This is a genomic window from Kitasatospora sp. NPDC057595 (genome assembly GCF_042800875.1).
Taxonomy (GTDB): Bacteria; Actinomycetota; Actinomycetes; order Streptomycetales; family Streptomycetaceae; genus Kitasatospora.
Map to the genome: position 1 here is coordinate 17,785 of NZ_JBHVGL010000025.1, position 18,293 is coordinate 36,077.

The 18,293-nt window shown below is 73.8% G+C and carries 16 protein-coding genes and 3 tRNA genes; 12 read left to right on the forward strand and 7 right to left on the reverse strand.

Annotated features, from left to right (window positions below):
• Positions 1-104 precede the first annotated feature (104 nt).
• From ACFU9E_RS29830 to fabF, 5 genes are all read left to right on the forward strand, one after another.
• Entirely contained in the window at positions 105-1,301 is a 1,197-nt protein-coding gene (locus ACFU9E_RS29830; protein ID WP_380684295.1) for a PucR family transcriptional regulator, read from the forward strand.
• 90 nt (positions 1,302-1,391) lie between these two features.
• The gene (locus ACFU9E_RS29835) at positions 1,392-2,342 is read left to right on the forward strand and encodes an ACP S-malonyltransferase (protein ID WP_380684286.1); all 951 of its coding nucleotides are present in this window, start codon (positions 1,392-1,394) and stop codon (positions 2,340-2,342) included.
• Positions 2,339-3,373, forward strand: a complete 1,035-nt coding sequence (locus ACFU9E_RS29840) for a beta-ketoacyl-ACP synthase III (RefSeq protein ID WP_380684285.1) — start codon at positions 2,339-2,341, stop codon at positions 3,371-3,373. Before ACFU9E_RS29835 ends, ACFU9E_RS29840 begins: the two co-directional genes overlap by 4 nt.
• Before the next feature lie 79 nt (positions 3,374-3,452).
• Positions 3,453-3,695: an acyl carrier protein gene (locus tag ACFU9E_RS29845; RefSeq protein WP_344325330.1), complete on the forward strand. Its 243-nt coding sequence runs from the start codon at positions 3,453-3,455 to the stop codon at positions 3,693-3,695.
• 150 nt (positions 3,696-3,845) lie between these two features.
• Positions 3,846-5,111, forward strand: coding sequence for a beta-ketoacyl-ACP synthase II (gene fabF, locus ACFU9E_RS29850; protein ID WP_380690334.1), 1,266 nt, complete (start codon positions 3,846-3,848; stop codon positions 5,109-5,111).
• A 104-nt stretch (positions 5,112-5,215) separates the two neighbouring features.
• On the opposite strand, the gene ACFU9E_RS29855 is transcribed toward fabF, so the two are convergent.
• Both ACFU9E_RS29855 and ACFU9E_RS29860 read right to left on the reverse strand, forming a co-directional pair.
• Complete coding sequence (locus tag ACFU9E_RS29855; RefSeq protein WP_350566458.1) at positions 5,216-5,710, reverse strand: DUF3145 domain-containing protein; 495 nt, start codon at positions 5,708-5,710, stop codon at positions 5,216-5,218.
• Positions 5,711-6,072: 362 nt separating this feature from the next.
• On the reverse strand, positions 6,073-7,128 hold the full coding sequence (locus tag ACFU9E_RS29860) for an NADP-dependent oxidoreductase (protein ID WP_380685702.1): 1,056 nt from the start codon (positions 7,126-7,128) through the stop codon (positions 6,073-6,075).
• A gap of 74 nt (positions 7,129-7,202) precedes the next feature.
• On the opposite strand from ACFU9E_RS29860, the gene ACFU9E_RS29865 reads away from it, so the two are divergent.
• Together ACFU9E_RS29865 and ACFU9E_RS29870 are read left to right on the forward strand one after the other, a co-directional pair.
• Positions 7,203-7,667, forward strand: coding sequence for a MarR family winged helix-turn-helix transcriptional regulator (locus ACFU9E_RS29865; protein WP_380685704.1), 465 nt, complete (start codon positions 7,203-7,205; stop codon positions 7,665-7,667).
• A 150-nt stretch (positions 7,668-7,817) separates the two neighbouring features.
• Entirely contained in the window at positions 7,818-9,347 is a 1,530-nt protein-coding gene (locus ACFU9E_RS29870) for an LCP family protein (protein WP_380685706.1), read from the forward strand.
• A gap of 20 nt (positions 9,348-9,367) precedes the next feature.
• Here ACFU9E_RS29870 and ACFU9E_RS29875 read toward each other — a convergent pair whose 3' ends face one another.
• Positions 9,368-10,291, reverse strand: a complete 924-nt coding sequence (locus ACFU9E_RS29875; RefSeq protein ID WP_380685708.1) for a 1-aminocyclopropane-1-carboxylate deaminase/D-cysteine desulfhydrase — start codon at positions 10,289-10,291, stop codon at positions 9,368-9,370.
• A 176-nt stretch (positions 10,292-10,467) separates the two neighbouring features.
• Positions 10,468-10,541, reverse strand: a tRNA-Ile gene (locus ACFU9E_RS29880).
• A gap of 189 nt (positions 10,542-10,730) precedes the next feature.
• Between ACFU9E_RS29880 and ACFU9E_RS29885 the strand changes: the two genes are divergently transcribed.
• Positions 10,731-11,522, forward strand: a complete 792-nt coding sequence (locus tag ACFU9E_RS29885; protein ID WP_380715496.1) for a trypsin-like serine peptidase — start codon at positions 10,731-10,733, stop codon at positions 11,520-11,522.
• Between the two features lie 138 nt (positions 11,523-11,660).
• Here ACFU9E_RS29885 and ACFU9E_RS29890 read toward each other — a convergent pair.
• Together ACFU9E_RS29890 and ACFU9E_RS29895 are read right to left on the reverse strand one after the other, a co-directional pair.
• Positions 11,661-11,733 (reverse strand) — tRNA-Asn (locus ACFU9E_RS29890).
• A gap of 60 nt (positions 11,734-11,793) precedes the next feature.
• A tRNA-Asn gene (locus tag ACFU9E_RS29895) sits at positions 11,794-11,866 on the reverse strand.
• A 248-nt stretch (positions 11,867-12,114) separates the two neighbouring features.
• Between ACFU9E_RS29895 and ACFU9E_RS29900 the strand changes: the two genes are divergently transcribed.
• From ACFU9E_RS29900 to ACFU9E_RS29915, 4 genes are all read left to right on the forward strand, one after another.
• On the forward strand, positions 12,115-12,408 hold the full coding sequence (locus tag ACFU9E_RS29900; RefSeq protein WP_380685712.1) for a hypothetical protein: 294 nt from the start codon (positions 12,115-12,117) through the stop codon (positions 12,406-12,408).
• A 166-nt stretch (positions 12,409-12,574) separates the two neighbouring features.
• Positions 12,575-14,008 (forward strand): FGGY family carbohydrate kinase, encoded by a 1,434-nt coding sequence (locus ACFU9E_RS29905; RefSeq protein WP_380685714.1) that lies wholly within the window; start codon positions 12,575-12,577, stop codon positions 14,006-14,008.
• Positions 14,009-14,142: 134 nt separating this feature from the next.
• Positions 14,143-15,549 (forward strand): glutamate decarboxylase, encoded by a 1,407-nt coding sequence (locus ACFU9E_RS29910; RefSeq protein WP_380685716.1) that lies wholly within the window; start codon positions 14,143-14,145, stop codon positions 15,547-15,549.
• A 463-nt stretch (positions 15,550-16,012) separates the two neighbouring features.
• Positions 16,013-17,107 carry a DUF2690 domain-containing protein gene (locus ACFU9E_RS29915; protein WP_380689981.1) on the forward strand — a complete coding sequence of 365 codons (1,095 nt, stop codon included), beginning with the start codon at positions 16,013-16,015 and terminating at the stop codon, positions 17,105-17,107.
• A gap of 13 nt (positions 17,108-17,120) precedes the next feature.
• On the opposite strand, the gene ACFU9E_RS29920 is transcribed toward ACFU9E_RS29915, so the two are convergent.
• Positions 17,121-18,281 (reverse strand): RNA polymerase sigma factor, encoded by a 1,161-nt coding sequence (locus ACFU9E_RS29920; protein ID WP_380715498.1) that lies wholly within the window; start codon positions 18,279-18,281, stop codon positions 17,121-17,123.
• Positions 18,282-18,293 lie beyond the last annotated feature (12 nt).

Genomic DNA, 18,293 nt, shown 5'->3' on the forward strand with positions numbered 1-18,293 from the left:
CTTCCGCGAACTCCAAGAGCGATCCGACCGCCGATCCCGACAAGAACGGGAAGAGCCCGACCCCGGGCGCCGGGAGAGACCGGCCCGGACGGGCGGCGCCGCGCCTGACCGCGCAGGAGCGCCGGCTCGCCGCCGAGCGCGCCGAGCGCCGGGCGGCGACCCTCAAGCGACTGGAGAAGTCCTCCGGCAAGCTCGCCTCGGCCGCCATCGCCCGGATGGACGACCAGCTCGGCTGGTACCGGCGGATGCCGCCGGAGCACCGCTCCTGGATCGGCCTGGTCGCCCAGGCCGGCATCGCCGCGTTCACCGAGTGGTACCGCAAGCCGGACGCCCCGCAGGCGATCTCCACGGACGTCTTCGGCACCGCGCCGCGCGAGCTGACCCGGGCGATCACCCTGCGCCAGACCGTCGAGCTGATCCGCACCACCATCGAGGTGATGGAGGAGGCCATCGAGGAGGTGGCCGCCCCGGGCGACGAGGCCGACATGCGCGAGTCGGTGCTGGTCTACGCCCGCGAGATCGCCTTCGCCACCGCCCAGGTGTACGCCCAGGCCGCCGAGGCCCGGGGCGCCTGGGACGCCCGGCTGGAGGCGCTGGTGGTCAACTCGCTGCTCTCCGGCGACGCCGACGAGGGCGTGCTGTCCCGGGCCGCCGCGCTCGGCTGGGGCCAGCCGAGCCAGGTCCGGGTGGTGATGGGCTCGGCTCCGGACGGTGACAGCGAGCTGGTGGTCGAGGCGATCCGCCGGGCCGCCCGGTACGCCAAGCTGCACGTGCTGACCGGGGTGCTGGGCAAGCGCCTGGTGGTCGTGGTGGGCGGCGAGAAGGAGCCGGTGCACGCGGCCCGGGCGCTGATCGGCCAGTTCGCGCCGGGCCCGGTGGTGGTCGGCCCGACGGTGCCGGACCTGCTCTCGGCGACCCGCTCGGCGCACGCCGCCGCGGCCGGCCTGCGGGCCTGCGCGGCCTGGCCGGACGCGCCGCGGCCGGTGCTGGCCGACGACCTGCTGCCGGAACGGGCGCTGGCCGGCGACCAGGCGGCCCGGCAGCAGCTGGTGGAGGAGATCTACACACCGCTGGACGAGGCGGGCTCGGCACTCCTGGAGACCCTGAGCGTCTACCTGGAGCAGGCCTCCTCGTTGGAGGGTGCCGCCCGGATGCTCTTCGTCCACCCAAACACGGTGCGCTACCGGCTCCGACGTGTGACCGACGTCACGGGCTACGCGCCTTCCGACGTACGTTCGGCGTTCACCCTGCGTATCGCACTGGCGCTGGGCCGGCTCATGGCCGCCGGAGAGTCAAGCTGACCACGCTGTAGGGACCTTACAATCCCGGATGCTTTTCTTCGTTACCGTCGCCTACCCGCCCCCGGGCGCCTGGCGAGAGAGGGTTGAACCGTGCTCGTAATCGTCGCCCCTGGACAGGGTGCCCAGACCCCCGGTTTCCTCAGCCCTTGGCTGGAGCTCGACGGTGTCGCCGACCGCCTGCAGGGCTGGTCGGAGGTCGCCGGGCTCGACCTTGTGCGCGCGGGAACGGAGGCGGACGCCGAGGAGATCAAGGACACCGCCGTCGCCCAGCCGCTGCTGGTGGCGGCCGGCCTGATGACCGCACGTGCGCTGTTCCCGGACGAGGACGCGGCCCGTGCGCTGGTCGGCGCCGTCGCCGGCCACAGCGTCGGTGAGATCACCGCCGCGGCCGGTGCCGGCGTGCTCAGCGCACGCGACGCGCTCACCTTCGTGCGTGAGCGCGGCCTCGCCATGGCCGAGGCCGCCGCCGCCACCGAGACCGGCATGAGCGCCGTGCTCGGCGGCGACCCGGAGGTCGTCGCGGCGAAGCTCGCCGAGCACGGCCTGACCCCGGCCAACAACAACGGCGGCGGCCAGATCGTCGCGGCCGGCACCCTGCCGCAGCTGGACGCGCTGCGCGCGGACCCGCCGGCCGGCGCCCGGCTGATCGCGCTGAAGGTCGCGGGCGCGTTCCACACCTCCCACATGGCTCCCGGTGTCGAGCGGCTGGCCAAGCTGGCCCCGACCCTGCCGGTCGCCGACCCCAAGGTCGCCTACGTCTCCAACCAGGACGGCGAGGTCGTCGCCTCCGGCGCCGAGGTGCTGAGCCGGCTGGTGTCGCAGGTCTCCAACCCGGTCCGCTGGGACCTCTGCATGGAGACCCTGCAGCGGCTCGGCGCGACCGCCGTCATCGAGCTCGCCCCGGCGGGCACCCTCACCGGACTGGTCAAGCGCAACCTCAAGGGCGTGGCGACGCTTGCCCTCAAGACCCCCGCCGACCTGGACAAGGCCCGCGAGCTCGTCGCGGAGCACGGCGGGCAGGAGCAGGAGCAGCAGGCATGAGCGACACCCCCCAGATCACACCGGTGACCGGTGCGCAGTACTCGCGCATCCACGGCGTGGGCGGCTACCGCCCGGTCCGGGTGATCCCGAACGCCGAGGTGCTGACCTGGATCGACTCCTCGGACGAGTGGATCCGCACCCGCAGCGGGATCGCCGAGCGCCGCTGGGCCGGCCCGGAGGAGTCGGTCGCCGAGATGTCGGTGCAGGCCGCCGGCAAGGCGATCGCCCAGGCGGGGATCGACCCGGCGCGGATCGGCGGCGTGATCGTCGCCACCGTCTCGCACCTCAAGCAGACCCCGGCGATCGCCACCGAGATCGCCGAGCGGCTCGGCTGCGGCACCGCCCCGGCCTTCGACATCTCGGCCGCCTGCGCCGGCTTCGGCTACGGCCTGAGCCTGGCCGACGGCATGGTCCGCGGCGGCAGCGCCGAGTACGTGCTGGTGATCGGCGTGGAGCGGCTCAGCGACCTCACCGACACCTCGGACCGCTCGACCGCGTTCATCTTCGGCGACGGCGCCGGTGCGGCGATCGTCGGCCCGTCCGACACCCCCGGCATCGGCCGGGTCATCTGGGGCTCGGACGGCTCGCAGAAGGACGTCATCTCGCAGACCGAGGCCTGGGACACCGCCTTCGCCAAGGAGGACGCCGTCAACGGCGCCGGCGAGGAGATCAAGTGGCCCGCGCTGCGCATGGAGGGCCAGACGGTCTTCCGCTGGGCGGTCTGGGAGATGGCCAAGGTGGCGCAGCAGGCGCTGGACGCCGCCGGGATCACCGCCGACCAGCTCGGCGCGTTCATCCCGCACCAGGCCAACATGCGGATCACCGACGCCATGATCAAGGCCCTCAAGCTGCCCGCCACGGTGCCGGTCGCCCGTGACATCACGGAGACCGGGAACACCTCGGCGGCGTCCATCCCGCTGGCGATGGAGCGCATGCTGGAGAGCGGCGAGGCCCGCAGCGGCGACCTCGCCCTGATCATCGGGTTCGGGGCGGGTCTCGTGTACGCCGCCGCAGTCGTTACGCTCCCCTAGGCGTTTTCGCCCGATCCACCCGCAAACCTGCGTCCGTCCGCCGGGCGGCCGCATTCAACACCGAAGAGGAGCAGCCAGTATGGCTACCAAGGACGAGGTTCTGGAAGGTCTCGCCGAGATCGTCAACGAGATCGCCGGCATCCCGACCGAGGACGTCGAGCTCGACAAGTCCTTCACCGACGACCTGGACGTCGACTCGCTGTCCATGGTCGAGGTCGTCGTGGCCGCCGAGGAGCGCTTCGACGTCAAGATCCCGGACGACGAGGTCAAGAACCTGAAGACCGTCGGCGACGCCGTGGACTACATCCTCAGCCACGCCTGAGCGGTCGGCGCGCTCGACGCGTTCGACGCCTGACATCGGCCGACTCCTGGGAGTCGGCCGACCCGCCGGCCGGGACGCCCCACCGGGCGCCCGGCCGGGCTCACCTTCGGCCGCCGCCGACCCCCGCACAACGTGAGAGAAGAAGATCCAGTGACTGTTGAGAACCGTACCGTGGTCGTCACGGGTATCGGCGCCTTCACGCCGCTGGGCGGCGACGCCGCCACCACCTGGGAGAACCTGGTCGCCGGGCGCTCCGGGGTGGCTGCCCTGACCGAGGAGTGGGCCGCCGAGCTTCCCGTGCGGATCGCGGCGCGCACCGCCGTCGAGCCGGGCGAGATCCTGCCCCGTCCGCTCGCCCGCAAGCTGGACCGCTCGGCCCAGTTCGCGCTGATCGCCGCCCGTGAGGCCTGGGCCGACGCCGGCTTCGAGACCCCGGCCACCGACGAGTCGTCCAAGCTCGCCCCGGAGCGCCTGGGCGCCGTGATCGCCTCCGGCATCGGCGGCGTGACCACCCTGCTCGACCAGTACGACGTGCTGAAGGAGAAGGGCGCCCGCAAGGTCTCCCCGCACACCGTCCCGATGCTGATGCCCAACTCCCCGGCGGCCAACGTCGGCCTGGAGGTCGGTGCCCGCGCGGGTGTGCACACCCCCGTCTCCGCCTGCGCCTCCGGCGCCGAGGCGATCGGCTACGCGATCGAGATGATCCGCAGCGGCCGCGCCGACGTGGTGGTGGCGGGCGGCACCGAGGCGGCGGTCCACCCGCTGCCGATCGCCGCGTTCGCCAACATGATGGCGATGTCCAAGAACAACGACGAGCCCGAGCGCGCCTCCCGCCCGTACGACAAGGGCCGGGACGGCTTCGTGCTGGGTGAGGGCGCCGGCGTGGTCGTGCTGGAGTCGGTGGAGCACGCCGAGGCCCGCGGCGCCCGGATCTACTGCGAGGCGGTGGGCCAGGGCCTGTCCTCGGACGCCCACCACATCGCCCAGCCGGAGCCGACCGGCGCCGGCGTGGCCCGCGCGCTGGCCGACCTGTTCGACCGCAACGAGCTGGACAAGGCCGAGATCGTGCACGTCAACGCGCACGCCACCTCGACCCCGCAGGGTGACACCGCCGAGCTGAAGGCGCTGCGCAAGGAGCTGGGCGAGGACCTCGACCACATCGCCATCTCGGCCACCAAGTCGATGACCGGTCACCTGCTGGGCGGCGCCGGCGGCATCGAGACGGTCGCCACCGTGCAGGCGCTGTACCACCGCCTCGCCCCGCCGACCATCAACGTCGACGAGCTGGACGACGACGTGGAGGCGGACATCGTCCGCGACGAGGCCCGCAAGCTGCCCGAGGGCCGGATCGCCGCGCTGAACAACTCGTTCGGTTTCGGCGGCCACAACGTGGTGCTGGCCTTCCGCACCCGCTGACCCCGGGCCCGGCTCCCGGGCCCAGGACGACGGCCCAGGACGACGGAGAGGGGGCCCGGCGCTCGCGATGAGCGCCGGGCCCCCTCTCCCGTTCGTCCGTCCGGTCAGACCACCTGGTGCAGCCAGCGCACCGGGGCGCCCTCGCCGGCGTACCGGAAGGGCTCCAGCTCGTCGTCCCAGGGCTTGCCCAGCAGCATGGCGATCTCCGCCTCCAGGTCCGCCCCCTCGCTGCGGGCGCGCAGCAGCACGGCCCGCAGCCGGTCCTCGGGGATCAGGATGTCCCCGTGGATGCCGGTGACGGCATGGAAGATGCCGAGGCCGGGGGTGCTGCTGTACCGCTCGCCCTCGGCCGCGGCGCAGGGCTCGCTGGTGACCTCGTAGCGCATCAGCTGCCAGCCGCGCAGCGCGGAGGCGAGCTTCGAGGCGGTACCGGGCTCGCCCTGCCAGGACAGCTCGGCACGCCAGTGCCCGGGCGCGGCCGGCTGGCGGATCCAGTCCAGGCTCACCCGCACGCCGAGCACCCCCGCGACGGCCCACTCGACGTGCGGGCACAGCGCGCGGGGCGCGGAGTGGATGTACAGGACTCCACGTGTCGTCACCGGGACCTCCAGGCTGTGGACGAGGGTCGCCTTCCCCAGCTGCCTCGTGTTCGAGCCCGTAGTTGATCCGCAGTTACCCACGTCGGCTGACATTAAGCCACTAAATTGAGCAAAACGGACAGGCTTTCGCTCAATGCTAGTCGAAACCGCAACGAGGTCCACCCCCCGGTCGGATCTCTCCCCCGAACGGCCCCATCGCCGGGCGGGACCACCGTACCGCGCGGCCCCGCAGCGGGGATGACGCACTTTCGGATCCGGCCGGAATGCGGTAGTGCGGCCCGGGCCTCTCCGCCGGGTACGCAAACCGCTCCGCCCCGCACCGGGCGGGCCGGGTGCGGGGCGGAGCGGGCGCCGATGGGACGTCAGCCGTCCAGACGGACCACCATCTTGCCGGTGTTGGCGCCGCGCAGCATGTCCAGGAAGGCCTGCGGCACGTTCTCGAAGCCGTCCACCACGGTCTCCTCGAAGCGAAGCCTCCCGTCCTTCAGCCAGCCGCCGACCTCGGCGAGGAACTGCGGCTTCAGCGCGCCGTGGTCGCCGACCAGCACGCCCTCCAGGCGCAGCCGCTTGCCGATGACCTGTGCCAGGTTGCGCGGGCCGGGCGCCGCGGAGGTGTCGTTGTACTGGGCGACGGCGCCGCACAGCACGGCCCGGCCGTGCACGCCCAGCGCGTTGATCGCGGCCTCCAGGTGCTCGCCTCCGACGTTGTCGAAGTAGAGGTCGATGCCCTCCGGGGCGGCCTTGGCGAGCTGCTCGCCGACCGGGCCGTCCTTGTAGTCGAAGGCGGCGTCGAAGCCGTACTCCCCGGTCAGCCGGGCGACCTTCTCCGCCGAACCGGCCGAGCCGACCACCAGCGAGGCGCCCTTGAGCCGGGCGATCTGGCCGACGATCGAGCCGACCGCGCCGGCCGCGCCGGACACGAACACCCGGTCGCCCTCCTTGAGCGCGCCGACCGCCAGCAGGCCCGCGTACGCGGTCAGGCCGGGCATGCCGAGCACCCCGAGGTAGGCGGAGAGCGGCACGCCCTCGATCGAGGGCACCTTGACCGCGCGCGAGGCCGGGACGGTGGCGTACTCGCGCCAGCCCAGCCCGTGCAGCACCGCGTCGCCCGGGGCGAAGCCCTCGGCGCCGGAGGCGACCACGTACCCGACGGCGCCGCCGTCCATCACCTCGCCGAGCCGGAACGGCGGGACGTAGGACTTCACGTCGTTCATCCGGCCGCGCATGTAGGGGTCGACCGACAGGTGGGTGTTGCGGACCAGGACCTCGCCCGGGCCCGGAGTGCGGACCGGCGCCTCGACGAGGGCGAAGTCGGCCGGGGCGGGCCAGCCCCGCGGACGGGCGGCGAGGTGCCACTCACGAGCGGTGGCGGGCGCTTCCGGCGCGGTCGGCTCGGCGGCCATGATGATCTCCCACATGAAAGGTTGAGCAGGTGAAGTAAGAATGGGCATGAAAAGTTCATGTCGTCAAATATTCAGGTAGACTGGTGGCCATGAACGCCCAGCAGAACCGGGACACGCCGCCGCAGGCCGATGAGATCACCCGCGAGGTCGTCGATCTCATGGCCAACCTGGTCGCGCTCTTCCACCGCGAGTACGAGGAGGCCGCCGCCGCCCGCTCGCTCACCGGAGCGCAGGCCAAGGTCCTCGCCCTGCTGCGACGCGGCCCCATGCCCATGCGCCAGATCGCCCAGACGCTCAGCTGCGAGCCCTCCAACATCACCGGCATCGTCGACCGGCTGGAGACCCGCGGCTTCGTCACCCGCCAGCCCGACCGGCAGGACCGCCGGGTCAAGCTGGTCGCCGCCACCGACACCGGCCGCACCGCCTCCACGGAGCTGCGCGAGTCGCTGAACTTCGCCCGCGAGCCGCTGGCCGCGCTCGGCCCGGAGGAGCGCACGCAGCTGCGCGACCTGCTCCGGCGGATGCTCGCCGGCGCCACCGGACCGGGGGCGTGAGAAGCGTCACAGCGCCGGCCGCCGAATTGGCCGCCGATCGGAGGTAACCGAACACTCCCCCGAAACGTCTAACGTTCGGATGACCGGCACCCGCCCGCGACCAGGCGGTACGGGTGGGGAAACTGAGCGGAAGACGGGGGGACGGGAAGGATGAGCAGCAGCTCGCGCCGTCGGCGTGTCATACGGACCGTCATAGGACTCGCCGCCGTGCTGGTGCTGTCCGTGGTCGGTGCCGGGGCCTGGTTCTACCACCGGCTCGACACCAACATCACCACCTTCGACGCCGGCGGCGTCGCCACCGAGCGACCGCCGGCGCCGACACCGACCGCGCGGGGCGCCTCGGTGCCGGTCAACGTCCTGCTGCTCGGCTCGGACACCCGCAACGACGGCAACGCCGACCTCGGCGGCGGCGAGGAGGGCGTCGGCCACTCCGACACCGCGATCCTGCTGCACGTCTACGCCGACCGCAAGCACGCCGTCGGCGTCTCCATACCCCGCGACGCCCTGGTGACCATCCCCTCCTGCCGGCTGCCCAGCGGTGACTGGACCAAGCCGCGGACCGGCCAGATGTTCAACGAGGCCTTCACCGTCGGCGAGGCCGAGAAGGGCAACCCGGCCTGCACCCAGAACACCGTCGAGGCGCTCACCGGCCTGCGCATCGACCACACCATCGTGGTCGACTTCAAGGGCGTCGCCGCGATGACCGAGGCCATCAACGGCGTGGACGTCTGCGTGCCCAACGACGTCAACTCGCACAACATCAAGCTCAAGAAGGGCCCGCAGAAGATATCCGGCCCGCCGGCCGTCGACTACCTGCGCGCCCGCTACGGCTTCGGCGACAACTCCGACATAGGCCGGATGAAGCGCCAGCAGGCCTTCCTCTCCTCGATGATCCGCAAGGTCCAGTCCCAGGGCTTCTCCCTGCCCACCCTGCTCCCGCTGGCCGACGCCGCGACCCGCTCGCTCACCGTCGACGAGGGCCTGGGCACCGCGATGAAGCTGGTCGACTTCGCCCAGTCGCTGCAGCAGATCAACCTCTCCGACATCACCTTCGTCACCGCCCCCTGGCGGTTCTCCACCGTGCAGAACGGCCGGGTCGACCTCGTCCACCCCGACGTGGACACCCTGTGGCGGCTGCTGCGCGAGGACCGCACCCTGGACGGCCAGGCCACCGGCGAGGTCGCCGACGCCGCGAGCGCGACCCCCACCGCCCCCGCCGAGTCCTCCCCCTCGCCCTCCCCGACCGCCACCCCGCTCACCGCCGAGCAGCTCGCCACCCCGGTCACCGTGGTCAACGGCGTCGGCACCGACGGACTGGCCGGCCGCGGCTCCGCGGCGATCCGCGCCCAGGGCTACCGGAACGTCGCGCTCGGCCAGACCACCGGCGGGCGGCTGCTCACCGAGATCGCCTACGACCCGCCGTTCAAGGCCGTCGCCGAGCAGCTCGCCGCGCTCTTCCCGGGCTCCCGGATGACCGAGGAGCCGGGCTCGGAGGGCATCACCGTCACCCTCGGCCGCGACTACCACCCGGCCGCCACCGGCGCGCCCACGCCCGGCGTCCCGTCCGGCGTCCCGTCCGCCGCCGCCACCGGCCCGCTGCCGACCACCGTCCCCAGCGGCATAGCCGAGAACAGCCGCTCCGCCGACACCGACCCCTGCGCCAACCTCACCTTCGGCTGAGCCGGCGCGGGCCGCCCGGCTCAGACCGGGTCGGGCAGCCCGGTGACGACGGCGGTGAGCCGGGTGCCGGGCGGGAAGGCACCGGCCGCGGTGAGGCCGTACAGGGCCGCCAGCGCCTTCGCCACGTAGCGGCGCTCCAGCGCGATGCCGTGCCGCCGCTCGAAGCCGGCCGCGAACTCCTCCAGCGCAGCCGGCACCCGCCCGTACCCGCCGCCGTGGTGGCCGTGCTCGATCCGCCAGCCGTCGAACTCCCGCCCGTACGCCTCCCGGTGCAGCCGCGTCACCTCGCCCTCCAGGTAGCCCTCGCCGCCGCGCAGCACCGCCACGCCCAGCGCCCGCGCCCCGGGCGGCAGGCCCGCCGCGATCCCGGCCAGCGTGCCGCCGGTGCCGACCGGGCAGCAGACCACGTCCCGCTCCCCGAGCCCACCCGCCTCCAGCAGCTCCGCCACCACCGCCTGGGCACCGCGCGCGGCGAGCGCGTTGGACCCGCCCTCGGGCAGCACCAGGCACGGCCCGAAGCGCCGTCGCAGCTCCGCCTCTCCGCCGCCGCCCCCGGCGACCCGCCCGGCCGCCTCCCGGTACTCGGCCCGGGACAGGAACACCAGCTCCATCCCGGCCTCCTCGGCGGCCCGCAACGACCAGTTCCGCGGCGCCCCCGCCAGCTCCTCGCCCCGCACCAGCCCCACGCTCGACAGCCCCAGCGCCCCCGCCGCCAGCGCCACCGCCCGCAGATGCGTCGAGTACGCCCCGCCGAAGGTCACCAGCCGCCGGTGCCCGTCCCGCACCGCGGACTCCAGATTGGGCCCCAGTTTGCGCCACTTGTTCCCCGGCACCAGCGGATGCACCAGATCGTCCCGCTTCAGCCGCAGCCCCACCCCGGCCCGTTCGAACACCTCGTCAACACAGGGGACCAGCGGGGTCGGTACACACGGAGCCTGGAGCACCCGCCCAGAATACGGAGCGGCCCGCACCGGCCCGCCGTCCGGCCGGGGCCGACGGGGTGCCGACGCGGGCCGGGGGCCTCATCGTCCGGGTGAATCCTGGCGCGTCGCAGCGTGGCAGCAGGCCCGATCCCCTAGGGTTTTCCCAGCCAGGGGGCCGCTCGCGCGGGTACGGAAGGTGGGGCGGGTGGGACTCGAACCCACGACCAAGGGATTATGAGTCCCCTGCTCTAACCGGCTGAGCTACCGCCCCGGTTCGCGGCACGCGACGGCAGGCCGGTCGCGGCAGCAGCAGACGGCCCCGGAAGGCCGTCCCGGGCAGCATAGCCGGTCGATCACCCGTGGTGCGCGCCGGGGGCGCGCACGGGTGCGCGGGCGGGCGGACGACGGTGGCGCCGGCCGCGCCGGACTGGTAGATCTTGGTCCCGAACGGCGGAGAAGCGTGGACGGTCGCGCCCGCCCCGAGGAGGAGACGGAGCCCCGGATGCCCTCCCGCCCGGTCCGCACCGCGCACGCCGCGAGGACGGTCGCGGTGGCGGCCCTGCTGCTGGCCACCGCGATGGCGTGCGGCGGGGGCCAGGGCGACGGACGGACGGCGGCGGTGGCCCCGCAGAACCCGGTCTGGGACCGGGTCGGCACGCTGTCGGTGCACACCGCGCAGGGGCCCCGGGCGTGCACGGCGAGCGTGGTGCAGAGCCCGCGGCGCAATCTGCTGGTGACCGCCGCGCACTGCGTGCAGAACCACCGGATCGGCCTGCTGGACGGCCTGGTGTTCACCCCCGGCTACCGCGACGGGTACTCACCGTACGGGAGTTGGCCGGTGAGGTCGGTCACCGTCGATCCCCGCTGGTCCGCCGACGCCGACCCCGAGTACGACGTGGCGTTCGTCACCGTGGACCCGGTGGGCGGCCGGCAGGTCGAGGACGCGGTCGGCGGCAACCCGCTCGGCACCGACCAGGGCTTCGGCCTGGCGGTCTCGGTCACCGGCTACCCCAACGAGCGCGACGAGCCGATCACCTGCTCGGGCCTGACCGCCTCGCAGAGCCCCACCCAGGAGCGGTTCGACTGCGCCGGCTACACCGACGGCACCAGCGGCAGCCCCTGGCTCACCACCAACGGCCGGGTGATCGGGGTGATCGGCGGCTACCAGGAGGGCGGCGAGACGCCGGGCACCTCGTACAGCGTGACCTTCGACGAGCGGGTCACCGAACTCTTCCAGCAGGCGGTGACCTGAGGCGGTGACGTGCGTCGCCGGCGTCCGGCAGCGACGTGAGGCGGCTCACAGCAGCCGGTCCGCCCAGGACAACACGAAGGCCCCCCGGTCTACCGAGGGGCCTTCGCTCTGAGCAGTCACCGGGCGGACCCGGCGCAGCTCCCGCATTTGGACTCGAACCAAAAACCTGCCGGTTAACAGCCGGCTGCTCTGCCAATTGAGCTATGCGGGATCGCGATACACAACTCCCGTACCACGTGTGGGCGTCAGCACCAGATGGGCATCCACCGCGCTCCCCCAATTGGACTCGAACCAATAACCTGCCGATTAACAGTCGGCTGCTCTGCCAATTGAGCTATGGGGGATCGAGCTTCGCGCCCCGGCTCCCGGTCTCCCGGGCTCCTCGGCGCTCGCTGCGGGACATACATTAGCGCACTCGGGGGGGTGGTCCGCCAATCGCTTTCCCCGGCCCCCGGCCGGACGCCCCCGCCCGGCGCGTTCCCCGCGCGCCCGGGGCGCCGTCCGTGGATGCTGGGGTCGCCGACGGTTCACCGTCCCGGCAGACGGGTAGGGCAATGCGGCAATGGCCGCCAGGAGAGGGTGGAATCCGACCATGTGGAAGCTGTCGTTCGGTGTCGGACTCGCGACGGGCTACGTCCTGGGCACGCGGGCGGGGCGCCAGCGGTACGAGCAGATCGCCAGGATGACCCGGCAGGTCGCCCAGAACCCGAAGGTCCAGGGTGCCGCCGGCAAGGCCCGGCAGCAGGCCGGCGCGGTCGCCGGGAAGGCCGCCGGCGCCGTCGCCGGCAAGGTCGGCGACCGGCTGCCCGACTCGGTCACCGACCGGGTGCCGTACTTCAACCGGGCCAGGAGCGAGGACGACAGCTGGGGCACCTACCGCCCCTGACCGACGTCCCCGACCGGCCCGCCGTACCGCCTAGCACCCGTCCGTGACGGACTGGTGACCGGGCGGTGACGGCCGGCCGGACGCGGGCTCCCGGGCGCGGTACCGAACGGGCAACACTTGCCCGGGCGGGCCGCGCCCGGACGCCCGCTGAGGCATGATCTCGACCATGGCCATCGTCGCGGGGATAGACAGCTCGACCGGTCGCACCCGGATCGTCGCGTGCGACTCCGCAACAGGGGCCGTCCTGCGCTCCGGCAAGGCACCGCACCCCGCGCCCGAGGACCCCGACACCCGGCCCGGCGAGACCGACCCGCAGCTCTGGCTGCACTCGCTCGGCGACGCGGCGGCCGGCGGCCTGCTGGAGAGCGTCCGGGCGATCGGCGTCAGCGCGCAGCAGCACGGCATGATCGGCCTGGACGCCGGCGGCGTGCAGGTCCGCCCGGCGATCCTGTGGAACGACCCGCGCTCCAGCGGCGCGGCGGCCGCCCTGCTGGACGAACTGGGCGGCCCGGCGGCCTGGACGGCCGCGATCGGCGCCGTCCCCAGCCCCGCGTACACCATCGCCAAGCTGCGCTGGCTCGCCGAGTTCGAACCGGCCAGCGCCCGGCGGATCGCCGAGGTGCTGCTGCCGCACGACTGGCTGGTCTGGCAGCTGCTCGGCCACCCCAAGCGCCGCACCACCGACCGCGGCGACGCCTCCGGCACCGGCTACTGGTCCCCGATCACCGGCGAGTACCGGCAGGACCTGGTCGAGCTGGCGCTCGGACACGAGCTGAAGCTGCCGGACGTGCTCGGCCCCGCCGAACCCGCCGGCCACACCCCCGAGGGACTGCTCATCTCGGCCGGCACCGGCGACAACATGGCCGCCGCGCTCGGCCTCGGCCTCGGCCCCGGCGACGCGGTGGTCTCGCTCGGCAGCTCCGGGACGATCTTCGCGGTCCACGAGCAGGCCGTGGTGGACGCCACCGGCCTGGTCTCCTCCTTCGCCGACGCCACCGGGCGCCATCTGCCGATGGTCGCCACCCTGAACGCCGCCCAGGTGCTGCGCTCCACCGCCGCGCTGCTCGGCCGCGACCTGGAGGGCCTCAGCGACCTCGCCCTGCAGTCCTCCCCCGGCGCCTACGGACTGGTGCTGCTCCCCTACCTGGACGGCGAGCGGACGCCCGCGCTGCCGCACGCGGCCGGCACGCTGACCGGGATGCGGGCCGAGTCGATGACCCCTCAGCACCTGGCCCGGGCCGCCGTCGAGGGCATGCTCTGCAACAGCGCGGACGCGCTGGACGTGCTGCGCGCCCGCGGCGTCGAGGTGAAGCGGGTGTTCCTGCTGGGCGCCGCCGGGCGGCTGGCGGCGGTGCGGCACGTCGCCCCGCAGCTGTTCGGCGTCCCGGTGGTCGTGCCGCCGCCCGGCGCGCACGCGGCCCGCGGCGCGGCCCGGCAGGCGGCCTGGGCACTGGCCGGCACGCCCGAGCCGCCGCGGTGGGACCTGCCGGAGGCCGTCACCGTGGCCCCGGACGCCGAGCACGACCTGCCCGTCGGCTCGGCGGTCCGCCAGCAGTACCGGGCCGCCCGCGAGCAGATCCACCCGGAGACGGCCGGCTGAGACGGCCCGCCCCGGGGCGTTCCGGGGCGCACGGAGGGTGTACGGACGGCCCGAGCGGTGAAGATGCGTCACCCGGCGACCGGTGGGAGCGTGGGAGACGACGCGGCCACCGTTCGGAAGGGCGACAGAATGCCATGGCACTGCACAAGGGGACCGGCGACGACCGCCGGCTGACCGTCGGCCCGTTCGTCGGCACCGCCGCCGACCCGCTCGGCGCGATGGAAGTGGCGCCCCCGCTGCACCGGCTCGCCGACGGCCCCGTACCGGCCGACACGGCGTACCAGCTGATCCACGACGAACTGCTGCTGGACGGCAACGCGCGGCTCAACCTGGCGACCTTCGTCAGCACCTCGATGGAGGTGCAGGCCACCCGGCTGATGACCGAGTGCCTCGACAAGAACATGATCGACAAGGACGAGTACCCGCAGACCGCCGAACTGGAGCGACGCTGCGTGTCCATCCTCGCCCACCTGTGGCACGCCCCCGACCCGGACGCCGCCGTGGGCTGCTCCACCACCGGCTCCAGCGAGGCCTGCATGCTGGCCGGCCTGGCGCTCAAACGGCGCTGGATCCGCCGCAACGCCGACCGCTACGCGGCGGGGGCCCGGCCCAACCTGGTGATGGGCGTCAATGTGCAGGTCTGCTGGGAGAAGTTCTGCAACTTCTGGGAGGTCGAGGCCCGCACCGCGCCGATGGACGGCGAGCGGTTCCACCTCGGCCCCGAACAGGCGGTGGAGCTCTGCGACGAGAACACCATCGGCGTGGTCGGGGTGCTCGGCTCGACCTTCGACGGCTCCTACGAGCCGGTGGCGGAGATCTGCGCCGCGCTCGACGACCTGCAGCGGCGCACCGGCCTGGACGTCCCGGTGCACGTGGACGGCGCCTCCGGCGCCATGATCGCGCCGTTCCTGGACGAGGACCTGCCCTGGGACTTCCGGCTGCCCCGGGTCGCCTCCATCAACACCTCCGGCCACAAGTACGGGCTGGTCTACCCCGGCGTCGGCTGGGCGCTGTGGCGGGACCACGAGGCGCTGCCCGAGGAGCTGGTGTTCAAGGTCAACTACCTGGGCGGCGACATGCCGACCTTCGCGCTGAACTTCTCCCGGCCCGGCGCCGAGGTGATCGCCCAGTACTACGTCTTCCTGCGGCTCGGCCGGGCCGGTTTCCGGGCCGTCCAGGGCGCCTGCCGGGAGGTGGCCGGGTACCTGGCCGACGGGATCGCGGGGCTCGGCGGCTTCCGGCTGCTGACCCGGGGCGACGAGCTGCCGGTGTTCGCGTTCACCACGACGGACGACGTGCCGTTCGACGTCTTCGACGTGTCGCGCCGGCTGCGCGAGCGCGGCTGGCAGGTGCCCGCGTACACCTTCCCGGCGAACCGGGAGGACCTCGCGGTGCTCCGGGTGGTCTGCCGCAACGGCTTCTCCCGCGACCTCGGGGACCTGCTGCTGGGCGATCTGGAACGGCTGCTGCCGGAGCTGCGCCGCCAGCCGGGCCCGCTCAAGGATCTCGGGGTGCCGGTCCGGACGGGCTTCCACCACTGACCCCCGGCACCGCCCGCCGCCGCACCCGCCGCACCCGCGGATGTAGGTGCGGCAAGGGCTCGCGGCGGGCGTGATCGCGGCCGGGCGGACGCGCTGAACGCGTCGGCCCGGCCGCGTGTCCCTGCGGTCCGGGGCAGCCTCCCCCCGTGGAGGCTGTCACGTACCGGTGGGGGTCAGGGCACGGCCGTCGCCGGGCCGTCGAAACGGTCCCCGGACGAAGGACCGGGGCGGCGAACCGCTCCGGCCGGAAGAAACAATGCCCGACGACCACATGAATGTTCGAGCCTTCCCCGGTGTTGTGAGACACTTCCGTCCGTCTCAGCGCCAGGACCTGGGTTTTGGGACGCCGGGCCGCTGAGGTTTGAGACGCGGACACGCCCGCCCGGGCCCGGAGCGGCGCCCCGCGGGGCATCGCCCGTTCCAGCCCGCCGCCCCGCCCGCCTCGATGTTTGGAAGAGACCGCATGGGTTCCGCCTGGAAGCAGTTGCCGGACGACCTCTCCGCCCCCGCCAGACGTCTGACGGAGGAACTGCGCGCCGTCAAGGACGCGACCGGGCTCTCGCTCTCCGAGCTCGCCGCCCGGACCCACTACAGCCGGGCCTCCTGGGAGCGCTGGCTGAACGGCAAGCGGATCGTCACCGAGCAGGCGCTCGACGCGCTGATCGGGACGGTGGAGTGCGACGGCCCGGCGCTGCGGGCGCTGTGGGACCTGACGGCGGCGGAGGTGGCGGCGGCGCCGGGCGAGGCCTCGGCGGAGGCGGAGGCCGAGGCGGGCGCCTCGGTGGAGCCGGAAGCGGAGCCGGAGGCCGTGCCGGACACCACGCCTGACGCCGCGACAGGCCAGGTGGGTGCGGCCGACGCGGAACCGGCGGAGGGCGCCGGGCCGGAGACCCGTCCGGCGCGCCGCCGCCCTCTGCTGGCCCTGGTCTCGGCCGCGGTGGTGGTGGCGCTGCTGCTGGCCCTCGCCGGCCTGCAGGCGTTCTCCGGCGACGGCGCCGACGACGGCGCCGCGCCGACCGCCGCCACCGTGCCGGCGTCCGCCCCGGCCTCCTCCCCTCCCGCGGCCTCCACGCCGCCCCCGGTGCCCGCCAACCCCGCCCCGGACGTCCCGACCTGTCAGGCGCTCGGCTGCGTCCACAAGGACCCCAGGCCGACCGGCTGCGGCGGGGACGCCCGGACCCTGCTGACCACCAACGTCGGCAAGGTCGTCGTCTACCTCCGGTACAGCCAGAAGTGCCAGGCGGCCTGGGCCGGCATCAGCGAGGGCCAGCCCGGCGACCAGGCGACCATCACCACCAGCGCCGGCGAGTCGGAGACCGCGCTGATCCACTGGGGGTACGACAACTACTCGTGGATGGTGAACGCGGCCGATCCGACGGTCACCCTGCAGGTCTGCGGGCAGCGCAAGGACCCGGAGGGCTCCGCCTGTTCGTCCCAGGTGTCCGACCTGGCCCGGGTGGTCGCCTCCACCCCGATCCCGGTCGGCCCGGCCACCCCGCCGGCCACCGCGACCGCCACCGACCCGGCCCAGCCCGCGCCGCCGGGCCAGTCCGGCTAGGGCGTCTCCCGGCTCAGTCGAGGTAGCCCCGGAGCTGGGCGGCGAAGGCGTGGTCGCGGAGCTTGACCAGGGTCTTGGACTCGATCTGGCGGATCCGCTCCCGGGTCACCCCGAAGAGCACCCCGATCTCCTCCAGCGTGCGCGTCCGTCCGTCGTCCAGGCCGTAGCGGAGCTGCACCACCTGCCGCTCGCGCTCGCCGAGGGTGGCCAGCACCGCGTCCAGGTGCTGACGCAGCAGCAGGAAGGCGGCGGACTCGGCGGGTGATGCCGCGTCGGCGTCCTCGATGAGGTCGCCGAGCGCGACGTCGTCCTCCTCGCCGACCGGGGTGTGAAGCGAGATCGGCTCCTGGGCGAGCCGGAGCAGCTCCCGCACCCGGACCTCGGTCAGCTCCAGGACGGCCCCGATGTCGGCCGGGCCGGGCTCGGTCCCGCGTTCCTGGAGCAGCGAGCGCTGCACCCGCACCACCCGGTTGATCAGCTCGACCACGTGCACCGGCACCCGGATCGTGCGGGCCTGGTCGGCCAGCGCGCGGCTCATCGCCTGGCGGATCCACCAGGTCGCGTAGGTGGAGAACTTGTAGCCGCGGGTGTAGTCGAACTTCTCCACCGCCCGGATCAGGCCGAGGTTGCCCTCCTGGACCAGGTCGAGCAGGGTCAGCCCGCGGCCGACGTAGCGCTTGGCGACGGAGACCACCAGGCGCAGGTTGGCCTCGATCAGCCGGCGTTTGGCGAGCCGGCCGCCCGCCACCAGGGCGGCCAGTTCGCCGGCCAGTGCGACGGCGGGCGGGGGTTCACCGTCCAGCCGTTCCTCGGCGAACAGGCCGGCCTCGATCCGGCGGGCCAGGTCGACCTCCTCGGCCGCGGTGAGCAGCCGGATCCGGCCGATCTCGCGGAGGTACTGGCGGAGCAGGTCGGCCGCCGGGCCGCCGGGCTCGGTGCCGGAGCGCTCCGGCACCTCCTCGGCCTCCTCCGCCTCCTCCGCCCGCTCGGCCTCGGCGGCGTCGTCACCGGGCTCGGGGGGCTCGGCGTCGGGGTGCCCGGCCGGCAGGCCCTGGGCGGGCACCCGGGCGCCGTCCGGGAGCGGCGCCCCCGCCCGGCCGTGGTCCTCGGGCGGGGCGGGCGGGTCGGTGGTGGTGGGCTGGGCGGTCGTGGCAAGGCCTCGGTCCACGGGCATCCCCTCGGGGCT

What these genes read in the sequence shown, in the direction of transcription:
- ACFU9E_RS29915 (WP_380689981.1), top strand. Translation starts at nt 16,013, where the DNA reads ATGGGTTCCGCCTGGAAGCAGTTGCCGGACGACCTCTCCGCCCCCGCC.
- ACFU9E_RS29840 (WP_380684285.1), top strand. Translation starts at nt 2,339, where the DNA reads ATGAGCGACACCCCCCAGATCACACCGGTGACCGGTGCGCAGTACTCG.
- ACFU9E_RS29865 (WP_380685704.1), top strand. Translation starts at nt 7,203, where the DNA reads ATGAACGCCCAGCAGAACCGGGACACGCCGCCGCAGGCCGATGAGATC.
- ACFU9E_RS29860 (WP_380685702.1), bottom strand. Translation starts at nt 7,128, where the DNA reads ATGTGGGAGATCATCATGGCCGCCGAGCCGACCGCGCCGGAAGCGCCC.
- ACFU9E_RS29905 (WP_380685714.1), top strand. Translation starts at nt 12,575, where the DNA reads ATGGCCATCGTCGCGGGGATAGACAGCTCGACCGGTCGCACCCGGATC.
- ACFU9E_RS29900 (WP_380685712.1), top strand. Translation starts at nt 12,115, where the DNA reads ATGTGGAAGCTGTCGTTCGGTGTCGGACTCGCGACGGGCTACGTCCTG.
- ACFU9E_RS29870 (WP_380685706.1), top strand. Translation starts at nt 7,818, where the DNA reads ATGAGCAGCAGCTCGCGCCGTCGGCGTGTCATACGGACCGTCATAGGA.
- ACFU9E_RS29920 (WP_380715498.1), bottom strand. Translation starts at nt 18,281, where the DNA reads ATGCCCGTGGACCGAGGCCTTGCCACGACCGCCCAGCCCACCACCACC.
- ACFU9E_RS29910 (WP_380685716.1), top strand. Translation starts at nt 14,143, where the DNA reads ATGGCACTGCACAAGGGGACCGGCGACGACCGCCGGCTGACCGTCGGC.
- ACFU9E_RS29845 (WP_344325330.1), top strand. Translation starts at nt 3,453, where the DNA reads ATGGCTACCAAGGACGAGGTTCTGGAAGGTCTCGCCGAGATCGTCAAC.